We start from the raw sequence: 10722 nt of genomic DNA, 5'->3' as shown, positions 1-10722 counted from the left end.
AGGCCGGTCGGGAAGCCCGCACCACCACGACCACGCAGGCCAGACGCCTTCATTTGGTCGACGATCCAGTCACGACCTTTTTTGATGATGCCGGCTGTGCCGTCCCAATGTCCACGCGCCATAGCGCCTTTAAGGCTGCGATCATGCATCCCGTAGATATTGGTAAAGATCCGATCTTGATCTTTGAGCATTGCTTTATTCCTTCAGCCTTGCTGGCGCGCGCGCCAGATCTGATAAATCACGATAAGCGCCCACAAAAACGCAGCGAGCGCCAAGAGGTCCAGCAGCACCGCATATCGGGGATCCATACCCAATTTGCTGCCAATCCATTGAGCTCCAATCCAAAGGCACATAGAGGCGGCGATGACCAGCGCAACTAAGCGCGTTTTTTTCGCCAAATATGTGTCTTTGTCTAAAGCCATATTTCAATTCCGTCGACTTACGTCGCCTTTTTCACAAGCGCCTTCGCCTGCGCAATCCAACCTTCACGTTCAATACGTCCGCGAAGATCAAAAGTCTCGTTGAGCCACTCAACCTCTTTTTTACGCAAGCCAGCGATTTGATCGAGGTGGTAAATCCCGCCCTCATTCAAGGCGATTTCCAACTTGGGTCCAACGCCTTTGATTTGTTTCAAGTCGTCAGCCCCACCATCGCGCGCAGCGGTCAAAAGCTCAGGCTTGCCATCTTTGGCAACCGGCGCTTTGGCCGCCGCTTTCGCTTTGGCAGCAGGCTTAGCAGCAGGCGTTGCAACAACTTCTTCAACTGTCTCCACAGCCTCGGGCGCCGTTTCAACCACGGTGCCTTTGACATCTTCAACAGCGGGCGCAGGTGTTTCCACAACCTCCGGCGCCACATCTGCAACACTTTCAGTTACGTCAGAGACTTTGCCATCGATGCCTTCAACGTCATCTTCATACCAACCAATCCAAAGCAAGATGCCGACCAAAACAGCGACAAGCACAGCAACAATAAGCGAAGCGGCAGTGGAATAGCCTGCAACCATCATCAGCGCCAAGAACGCGACGACGCCAGCGATGGCTGAAATCAACCCAATACGCTGGGTGTGTCCAGAATTTGTCTCACTCATTGCCTTACTCCTTTACTATCCCTGTTGAACTTGGGCGCGGCTCTTGTGGCCTTTTGCCCGCTTATCGGTCCGTTTCTACTTTGATTTCTTAGAAAATTCGGTCTCTCCGCCAGCAGCAAGAATTTTTGCTTGCTCTACCCAGCCATCACGTTCGATCCGGCCTTTGAATTTAAGATTGTCATCCACCCAAGAAATCTCTTTGGCGGTCCATTTCGCAACTTGATCGAAATGCCAGAACCCGAGTGTGTTCAGCGTTTCTTCAAGCTTCGGCCCGACACCTTTAAGCAACTTCAAATCGTCAGCGCCCGCCTTGCGTGGCGCTTTCATTGTGCGTGGTTTCTTTGGTGCAGCAGTCTCGGCTGGCGCAGGGGCAGCTTTAGGGGCTGCTGCTTTCTTTGCCGGTGCCTTCTTTGCAGGGGCTTTTTTCTCAGCCGCTTGCTGAACCGCAGATTTTGCTGGGGCCGCTGGCTTCGGTGGTGTCGCACCTGTGCGCTTGCCGCCCTTGAGCCAAGGTGTCAGCAACGGCACTTCGGTACCATCGATGCGCTTAAGCGTGTCGCCAATGTCTGTCGCCAAGGCAACAGAAGCGTTGTACTGGTTTTTGTCTGTGTCACCATCAGCCAAAGACGTAAGGCCAGACAAAGGCTCTGCCGCGAAACGACCGTTTTGCGGGCCTGGCAGCGGCACATTGCCAGCGGCCATATCGTCGATCAATTTGGCGAAGTTTTCAGCAGAGAGGTCTTCGTAGTAATCTTTGCCGATTTGCGCCATCGGGGCGTTGGAACAGGCGCCCAGACATTCAACTTCTTCCCAAGAAAACTTGCCATCAGCCGACACTGTGTGTGGCGTTGGGGAAATCTTTTCTTTCGCAACAGCCATCAGGTCTTCGGCGCCACAAATCATGCAAGATAACGTGCCACAGATTTGGATGTGCGCCACTGTGCCCACAGGCTGCAGTTGGAACATGAAATAGAAAGTCGCAACTTCGAGCACGCGAATGTAAGGCATGCCAAGCATGTCGCCAACGTATTCAATTGCTGGTTTTGTCAGCCAGCCTTCTTGCTCTTGTGCGCGCCACAACAGTGGGATCACTGCAGATTGTTGACGCCCTTCAGGGTATTTTGTGATCTGAGCTTCGGCCCATGCAAGGTTTGCAGGGGTGAATTCAAATGATGCGGGTTGTTCAGCGTGTAGACGGCGTAGCATTAGCGGTCCACCTCCCCAAATACGATATCCATAGTACCGATGAGCGCAGCAACGTCAGCCAACTGGTGGCCTTTCGCAACGTGGTCCATCGATTGAAGGTGCAAGAAGCCCGGAGCACGGAGTTTTGCACGGTAAGGTTTGTTGGTTCCATCAGAAACCATGTAGACGCCAAACTCACCTTTAGGCGCTTCCACAGCGGCGTAGACTTCGCCTTCGGGCAATTTGAAGCCTTCTGTGTAGAGCTTAAAGTGGTGGATCAACGCTTCCATCGAGGTTTTCATATCGCCACGTTTTGGCGGTGTGAGTTTGCCACGTGCGAGAACGTCGCCTTGGCCCTCAGGTGCGCGCAATTTTTCAATCGCTTGCAAAATGATCTTGGTGGACTCTTCCATTTCCGCCATGCGCACGAGGTAGCGATCATAGCAATCGCCGTTCTTGCCCACAGGGATTTTGAAATCAAACTCGTCGTACAATTCGTATGGCTGCGAACGACGCAAATCCCACGCAAGGCCAGAACCGCGCACCATCACACCGGAGTAGCCCCAATCGAGGATTTCTTCCTCGGAGATGATGCCGATATCGGCGTTACGCTGTTTGAAAATACGGTTTTCCGTCAAAAGCGTGTGGATGTCTTCGATCATCTTTGGGAATTCAATTGCCCAAGTTTCGATGTCGTCGATCAACGCAGGTGGCAGATCTTGGTGCACACCACCGGGACGGAAGTAAGCGGCGTGAAGACGCGCGCCACAAGCCCGTTCATAGAAGATCATGAGTTTTTCACGCTCTTCAAAGCCCCATAGCGGCGGTGTGAGCGCGCCCACGTCCATCGCTTGTGTGGTGACGTTCAAGAGGTGGTTCAACACGCGGCCAATTTCAGAGAACAGCACACGGATCAAAGACGCACGACGCGGCACTTCGACACCAGCAAGACGTTCAATCGCCATACACCATGCGTGTTCTTGGTTCATTGGCGCCACGTAGTCGAGACGATCCAAGTACGGCAAGTTTTGCAGGTAGGTGCGACTTTCCATCAGCTTTTCAGTGCCACGGTGCAGCAAACCAATGTGCGGGTCAGCCCGCTCAACGATTTCACCGTCAAGCTCCAAAACCATGCGCAACACGCCGTGTGCCGCAGGGTGTTGAGGCCCGAAGTTGATGTTAAAATTGCGGATCTTTTGTTCGCCCGTCAGTACGTCGCTCACGTTGCCATCCATCTAATTGACCCTCGCCATATTGGCATGCGATCGCGTTGATCGCCCGCCGAAGGTTACTTTCACATAGGCATATTCGGGCGCCAAAGGTGCGGCTGCCCAGCCTAGCATTTCATTCATCAGCTGCACGTTGCGCTGCACATACGCTTGCACGGCACTGCGCGCCCAAAGCATTCCTGCCTTGGCCACGCGAGCACGAAACATGAGCGTAAGCTGCGTCAAACGTTAAGCCTCCTGCTTCTCATCACCTGGAAGGATGTATTTCGCACCTTCCCAAGGAGAGAGATTGTCGAACTGGCGGTACTCTTGAACCAAAGACACAGGTTCATAGACCACACGTTTGAGTTCTTCGTCGTAGCGCACTTCAGTATAGCCCGTCGTTGGGAAATCTTTGCGCAACGGGAAGCCACGGAAGCCGTAGTCTGTCAGCAAGCGACGCAGATCAGGGTGACCTGAGAAAATGATGCCGAACATGTCAAACACTTCACGCTCGAACCAGTTGGCCGATGGGTGAATGTCGACAATAGACGCAATCATTTCGTCTTCGCGGACAGCCGTTTTGATACGGATGCGGTGGTTTTGGTACATAGACAAGAAGTGATACACCACATCGAACCGCGCAGGGCGTGTGGGGTTATCAATCGCTGTGATATCCACCAAGCTTGAGAATTTGCAGGTCGCGTCGGTCTTCAGAAAATCGACAAAATCCACGATGCCCGCAGGGGACACTGTGACAGTCAATTCGCCAAATGTGATTTCCGTCGACACAACATCATCAGGGCGCTTGAGCTCAAGGTGAGCTGCGAGCATTTCGAGAGCTTCGCTCATAGGTCCGTCTCCTTAGCGGGCAATCGTGCCAGTGCGGCGCATTTTGCGTTGGAGTTGCATGATGCCGTACAGCAAGGCTTCGGCTGTAGGAGGGCACCCTGGAACATAGATGTCGACAGGAACGATCCGGTCACAACCACGCACAACAGAATATGAATAGTGGTAATACCCGCCGCCATTCGCACAAGACCCCATAGAGATCACGTAACGTGGCTCTGGCATTTGGTCGTAAACCTTGCGCAAAGCAGGCGCCATTTTGTTGGTCAAAGTCCCAGCCACAATCATCAAGTCAGATTGACGTGGGGAGGCACGCGGCGCAGTCCCGAACCGTTCAAGGTCGTAGCGCGGCATAGAGGTGTGCATCATCTCAACCGCACAGCACGCAAGACCAAAGGTCATCCAGTGCAATGACCCTGTGCGGGCCCAGTTGATAATGTCTTCTGTGGACGTAAGCAAAAAGCCCTTGTCCTGCAATTCGTTGTTCAAAGCCTGTGTCGCGACTTCTTTGTCTGCGCCAGCTGTGTTGGCAGAAGTGATCACGCCCATTCCAAGGCTCCTTTTTTCCACTCATAGGCAAAGCCCACTGTCAGGACGCCCAAGAACACCATCATCGACCAGAAGCCCACAATGCCCACATCCTTGAACGCAACGGCCCAAGGGAAGAGGAACGCGATTTCCAAATCAAAAATGATAAAGAGGATCGACACCAAGTAGAAGCGAACATCGAATTTCATCCGCGCATCGTCGAAGGCGTTAAAGCCACATTCGTAGGCTGATACTTTTTCGGGGTCAGGATTGCGAACGGCAACAATCAAGGCTGCAAAGATGAATACAAGACCAAGCGCGATGGCGAGGCCGAGAAAAATAATGACGGGGAGAAAATCCCGAAGCAGGTCTTCCACGAGCGGCTCCTTATTTGGGCCCGCAGGATGGCGGGCGCGCGTGTGCTAAAGCTTATTGTGGTTTAGACCTCTGCGCAGTCAGGGTCAACAAGGTCCCCGCCTTCAAAACCCTTTGTTTCAAGGCAAGTACAAAGTTTTTTGTCAAAGGCAGGCACAGTTGATTAGTCGTTAATCACCAATTGCGATTCGAACGCATTACCTGATTTTTTTAGTCTGATTTACGAGTCCCATTGCGCCGGTTGGCCTGCCTCCCCCAAAGAAAGACAGTGAAGCCTCCGGTCAAATCAAACCGTTGCCAAGACTTCTTCGCGAATGATCCGCGCCAGTAGCGCGCAATCTTCAACACTAAAGGTCAACGGCAGACGCATATCGACAATGGCCTTCAGCACGCGGTCACTGTCGGGCAAAGGCTGCGCTTCCGCATAGCGCCAACTGTCATAGCGCGACGTAAACGCCACGGGCTCGGGCGCGCCGAACCACTTCAACTCAACGCCGCGCTGAAGGCATCGCGCAACAAAGCCTTCGATCTTTGCGTCATCCCAATCCAGCAGCAAAAATTGAAACGACGACCCAACATAGCCTTCTGCCTGTGGGCGCTGAATGATCGACAGCCCACTGACATCGCGCAAACCGCTTTCCACGGTACGATAGCGTGCGTTCCAATTTTCGACCTGCGTGGGCAAGTTCCGCAACTGCACACGCAAAATCGCCGCGCGCAAATGATCCATACGCCCTGACACATTGGGCGTGTCATATTTGACCTTTTCGAACACCTCCGCAGGCGGACCCGCCGTGTGCTTGCCATATAACATGTAAGACCCTGACAACATGATCGCGCGTGCGGCGATCTCGTCATCGTCTGTGATCAAAAAGCCCCCCTCGCCCGAATTGATGTGCTTATAGGTCTGGGTCGAATAACACCCAACCGCGCCATGCCGACCCGAAGGCACCCCGTCCCACGTGGCCCCCATCGTGTGCGCGCAGTCTTCGATCACAGTCACGCCCGCGCCATTACAGATATACATGAGCGCATCCATATCGACGATGTGCCCGCGCATATGAGACAACATCAAAACCCGCGCGCCGCTTTCGATGATTTTGACTTGCAGATCATCCAGATCAATCACCAAGCCCTCGGTCACGCCCACAAAAACAGGCTGCGCGCCCACGGCTGCAATGGCGCCCGGAACAGGCGCCAACGTGAACGCATTGGTCAAAACCGCATCGCCCGCTGTCACGCCAACAGCCCGCAAAGCGCACCCCAGCGCATAGCCGCCAGAGGCCACAGCCAGCGCATATTTCGCACCGGTCAGGGTGGCGAATTCTTCTTCAAGCAATGCAACTTCACCCGCCTCATCCGGCAAGGTGTTATAGCGGTGCAAACGTCCAGATCGCATCACAGCCACCGCCGCTTCAATCGCTTCTTCAGGGATTGGTTCCTGCTGGGTAAAGTTGCCCGTGAAAACCTCGGTCATCCGATCAGATCCTTGGTCACCTGCGCCAAATCTTTATAGCCGTGCAACAAGGCCTCAGGTTCGAGCGCTTTCACCGCATGTCCGTCTGGGCCAAAAGTCACCAAAGCACATGGCACCCCCGCCGCCTGCGCGGTCTTGCGGTCCGTTATGGTATCGCCGATCAGATAGCTCATATTCAAATGCCCACCCGCTTGCTCAACAGCCGCAACATAAGGCGCTGGGTCCGGTTTGCGCACAGGCAGCGTGTCGGCCCCAATCATTGACGCAAACATATCACGCACACCCAGCTTTTTAAGCAGCGTTTCCGCCAGACCACTTGGCTTATTCGTACAAACGCCAACGGCATAGCCTGAGGACTTCAGCCCCTCAATTGCCTCAACAGCCCCATCATAGAGTTTCGTGTGCACATCAATCGCATCACCGTAGGCTTGCAACAAAACCGGATACTGCGCGTCGATGTCACTTTGGTCATAGTCAGGTTTGACCCGCCCAAACCCCAAATTCAACATCGCACGCCCCCCGTGAAAGGCTGTCGATGAATCTGCGATAGGGTCCAAAACATCCCCATATCCCAATGCGTTAAAGCAATAATTGGCCGAGGCGATTAAGTCCGCAGATGTGTCTGCCAGTGTGCCATCAAGATCGAAAATAACGCAGCGCATATGTAGCCTCTTTCCCAACATTCGGCCCCAAACCGATCAACAATCGGCGAAGTGATGCCGACATATGTAACCAATGGTCAGAATATGTGAAGCCCCGCCCCTTGCGGCGCTTTGCGACATGGGTAAAACGACGTAAAGATAAAGAAAAGAGCAGATTGGGACGAACACATGGCCACAGCCCTCATTTTACTAGCCGCAGGTCAAGGATCGCGGATGAATTCTGAGCTGCCAAAAGTGCTGCATCAGATTGGCAACGCGCCACTTTTTGCTCACGGTTTGCATGCTGGCGGGTCTTTGGCCCCTGAGCGCACTGTTGTTGTTGTTGGTCACGGCGGCGAACAAGTCGCCGCTGCGGCACGCGCCATCGACGAAGATATCGAAATCGCAACCCAAACCGAACAGCTTGGCACGGCCCACGCCGTGTTGCAGGCCAAAGACGCATTGGCAGATTTTGACGGCGATGCGTTTGTATTATACGGCGACACACCTTTCATTTCGCCCGAAACACTAGAAGCGATGCAAAGCGCGCGCGCGTCTCATGATGTTGTTGTGCTGGGGTTTGAGGCCGCTGATCCCGGCCGCTATGGCCGCTTGGTGATGGACGGCGACAAGCTGTCGCGTATCGTTGAATTCAAAGACGCTACTGATGAAGAACGCGCGATCACCCTGTGCAACTCAGGTGTGCTCTGCGCGGACGCGAAAACGTTGTTCGATCTGTTGTCACAAGTCGGCAATGACAATGCCTCGGGCGAATACTACTTGCCGGATGTGGTCGAAATCGCTTGGGCCTCAAACCTGACAGCAACGTCGGTATCATGCGATGAATCCGAGACCTTAGGTGTGAACACCCGTGCCGAACTGGCCCGTGCAGAAGGCCTGTTCCAAGCAGCCAAACGCGCCGAAATGCTCGAAAACGGCGTTACGCTTGTCGCGCCTGAAACCGTATTTTTCTCACTCGACACTTATATTGGCCGCGATGCCATCATTGACCCGAACGTGGTTTTTGGCCCGAATGTGACAATCGAAAGCGGCGCGCGGATCAAATCGTTCAGCCATCTTGAGGGCTGTCATGTCTCCACCGGTGCCGACGCTGGGCCTTTCGCCCGCCTGCGCCCTGGTGCGGAACTTGGCAATGATGCCCATGTTGGCAACTTTGTTGAAATCAAAAACGCGCAAATTGGAGAAGGTACGAAAGTGGGCCACCTCACCTATATTGGTGATGCGGATATCGGCGATGGTGCCAACATCGGCGCGGGCACGATCACTTGTAATTACGATGGCGTGTTCAAGCACCGCACAACTGTAGGTCGTGACGCCTTTATTGGGTCAAACACCATGCTGGTCGCGCCTGTAAACGTGGGCATCGAAGCCATGACAGGCAGCGGATCTGTGATCACCAAAGATGTGCCTGATGGTGCGCTGGCGATTGCGCGCGCCAAGCAAGACAACAAACCTATGTTGGCCGTTAAATTGTTTATGAAATTGCGCGCCCTGAAGGCGAAAAAAGCCGAGAAAGGTCAATAATATGTGTGGTATTGTAGGGGTATTGGGCACACACGAAGTCGCGCCCATTTTGGTTGAAGCACTCAAGCGTCTTGAGTATCGCGGCTATGACAGCGCAGGCATTGCGACCGTGAACAACGGCGTGCTGGATCGTCGTCGCGCGGTTGGCAAACTGGTCAATCTGTCGGATGAATTGGTGCACAACCCTCTGGCTGGCAAATCCGGCATCGGTCACACCCGTTGGGCCACCCATGGCGCGCCTTCTGTGACCAACGCCCACCCGCATAAGGCTGGCCCTGTCGCGGTGGTGCACAATGGCATCGTCGAAAATTTCCGCGAATTGCGCGAAATGCTTGCCACCAAAGGTTATAAATTTGTCACAGAGACCGACACGGAAACCGTCGCTTTGTTGGCGCAAAGCTTTATCGACGCGGGCAAATCCCCGATTGAGGCTGCGAATGCCACCATTGATGCGCTCACAGGCGCGTTTGCTTTGTGTTTCCTGTTTGACGGCCAAGATGACCTGTTGATCGCCGCACGCAAGGGCTCTCCGCTCGCGATTGGACACGGGGACGGCGAAATGTTTGTCGGCTCTGATGCAATTGCTTTGGCGCCGATGACCGACCAAGTGACCTATTTGGAAGAAGGCGACCGTGCGATCATCACCCGTACAAGCCTTGAGATTTTCGACGAGAGCGGCGCGCAAGTGCAACGCACACGTCGCGAGATCAAGATCGACGCCACACGGATCGAAAAAGCTGGGCACAAGCACTTCATGTCCAAAGAGATTGCAGAGCAACCCACGGTGATTTCCGAAGCCGTAAATTATTATATGTCCGCTGATGGGGCTTCTGTGGTGCTGCCCGAGCCTGACATCGATTTCACCCAGTTTGATCGCATCGTCATGGTCGCCTGTGGCACAGCGTTTTACGCCTGTTTCACCGCCAAATACTGGTTCGAACAGATCGCGAAAGTCCCTGTTGAGGTCGATATCGCGTCTGAATTCCGCTACCGCGAAGCGCCGATCAGCCCGCGCACTTTGGCGATTTATGTCAGCCAATCAGGCGAAACGGCGGACACTTTGGCAGCCCTGCGCTACACGGCAGGCAAGGCTGCAAGCATCGTCACCGTGACCAATTCGTCTGAGAGTTCCATGGCACGCGAAAGCGATATGTCCTTGCCGATTTTGGCGGGCGTCGAAGTGGGCGTGGCCTCGACCAAAGCGTTTTCCTGCCAGCTCACCGTGCTGCATATGTTGGCGCTGAAAGCGGCGCAGGACCGTGGTGTTTTGGACGATGAAGCTATTAAAACCCACCTGTCCGCATTGCGCAGTCTGCCCGGTCTTTTGAACCTCGCCTTGGATCAATCCGCCGACATCGCAGATGTCTCAGCGCTTTTGGCAGAAGCCAGCGACGTGCTGTTCTTGGGACGTGGGGCTATGTACCCGCTGGCGCTGGAAGGTGCATTGAAGCTTAAAGAAATCAGCTACATACATGCTGAAGGTTACGCATCCGGCGAGTTGAAGCACGGACCTATCGCGCTTGTCGATCAGCACACGCCGATCATCGTTTTGGCTCCGCGCGACACGCTGTTCGAAAAAACAGTCTCCAACATGCAAGAGGTCATGGCGCGCGGCGGCAAGGTCTTGTTGATCTCGGACGAGCAAGGCTTGAAGGAGGCTGGTGACGGCGTTTGGCAGAGCATTCAAATGCCAACTGTACCTGATGCATTAGCGCCGATCCTTTACGCCGTTCCTGCGCAACTTTTGGCTTATCACACAGCTGTCGCCAAAGGCACAGATGTGGATCAACCGCGCAACTTGGCGAAATCTGTCACTGTGGAATAGAT

12 protein-coding genes and 1 pseudogene are annotated in these 10722 nt (G+C 54.1%); 2 read left to right on the top strand and 11 right to left on the bottom strand.

All coding sequences use genetic code 11. The annotated features are described in order from the left end of the window. From ABF287_RS02755 to ABF287_RS02705, 11 genes and pseudogenes are all read right to left on the bottom strand, one after another. A pseudogene (locus ABF287_RS02755) lies at positions 1-191 on the bottom strand (NADH-quinone oxidoreductase subunit F); the annotation flags it as partial. A gap of 12 nt (positions 192-203) precedes the next feature. Then, complete coding sequence (locus tag ABF287_RS02750) at positions 204-422, bottom strand: DUF5337 family protein (protein WP_347183501.1); 219 nt, start codon at positions 420-422, stop codon at positions 204-206. Positions 423-439: 17 nt separating this feature from the next. After that, complete coding sequence (locus ABF287_RS02745; protein WP_347183500.1) at positions 440-1087, bottom strand: hypothetical protein; 648 nt, start codon at positions 1085-1087, stop codon at positions 440-442. Positions 1088-1162: 75 nt separating this feature from the next. Further along, entirely contained in the window at positions 1163-2293 is a 1131-nt protein-coding gene (locus tag ABF287_RS02740) for an NADH-quinone oxidoreductase subunit E (RefSeq protein WP_347183499.1), read from the bottom strand. Continuing rightward, positions 2293-3507, bottom strand: a complete 1215-nt coding sequence (locus ABF287_RS02735; protein WP_347183498.1) for an NADH-quinone oxidoreductase subunit D — start codon at positions 3505-3507, stop codon at positions 2293-2295. The genes ABF287_RS02740 and ABF287_RS02735 overlap by 1 nt, the downstream gene beginning before the upstream one ends. Beyond that, on the bottom strand, positions 3508-3726 hold the full coding sequence (locus tag ABF287_RS02730) for a hypothetical protein (protein ID WP_347183497.1): 219 nt from the start codon (positions 3724-3726) through the stop codon (positions 3508-3510). Between the two features lie 3 nt (positions 3727-3729). Then, complete coding sequence (locus ABF287_RS02725; protein ID WP_347183496.1) at positions 3730-4332, bottom strand: NADH-quinone oxidoreductase subunit C; 603 nt, start codon at positions 4330-4332, stop codon at positions 3730-3732. 12 nt (positions 4333-4344) lie between these two features. Next, positions 4345-4878, bottom strand: a complete 534-nt coding sequence (locus tag ABF287_RS02720) for an NADH-quinone oxidoreductase subunit B (RefSeq protein ID WP_123791336.1) — start codon at positions 4876-4878, stop codon at positions 4345-4347. After that, entirely contained in the window at positions 4869-5234 is a 366-nt protein-coding gene (locus ABF287_RS02715) for an NADH-quinone oxidoreductase subunit A (protein WP_347183495.1), read from the bottom strand. The genes ABF287_RS02720 and ABF287_RS02715 overlap by 10 nt, the downstream gene beginning before the upstream one ends. 284 nt (positions 5235-5518) lie before the next feature. Further along, complete coding sequence (locus ABF287_RS02710) at positions 5519-6709, bottom strand: DegT/DnrJ/EryC1/StrS family aminotransferase (protein ID WP_347183494.1); 1191 nt, start codon at positions 6707-6709, stop codon at positions 5519-5521. Continuing rightward, positions 6706-7371, bottom strand: coding sequence for an HAD-IA family hydrolase (locus ABF287_RS02705; protein ID WP_347183493.1), 666 nt, complete (start codon positions 7369-7371; stop codon positions 6706-6708). The genes ABF287_RS02710 and ABF287_RS02705 overlap by 4 nt, the downstream gene beginning before the upstream one ends. A 168-nt stretch (positions 7372-7539) precedes the next feature. Between ABF287_RS02705 and glmU the strand changes: the two genes are divergently transcribed. Together glmU and glmS are read left to right on the top strand one after the other, a co-directional pair. Continuing rightward, a complete protein-coding gene (gene glmU / locus ABF287_RS02700; protein WP_347183492.1) occupies positions 7540-8895 on the top strand; it encodes a bifunctional UDP-N-acetylglucosamine diphosphorylase/glucosamine-1-phosphate N-acetyltransferase GlmU in 1356 nt (451 codons plus the stop codon). A gap of 1 nt (position 8896) precedes the next feature. Then, the gene (glmS, locus tag ABF287_RS02695; protein WP_347183491.1) at positions 8897-10720 is read left to right on the top strand and encodes a glutamine--fructose-6-phosphate transaminase (isomerizing); all 1824 of its coding nucleotides are present in this window, start codon (positions 8897-8899) and stop codon (positions 10718-10720) included. Positions 10721-10722 lie beyond the last annotated feature (2 nt).

The organism is Pacificibacter sp. (assembly GCF_039769035.1).
Lineage (GTDB): Bacteria > Pseudomonadota > Alphaproteobacteria > Rhodobacterales > Rhodobacteraceae > Celeribacter.
This window is presented reverse-complemented; position numbering and strand designations above follow the sequence as displayed.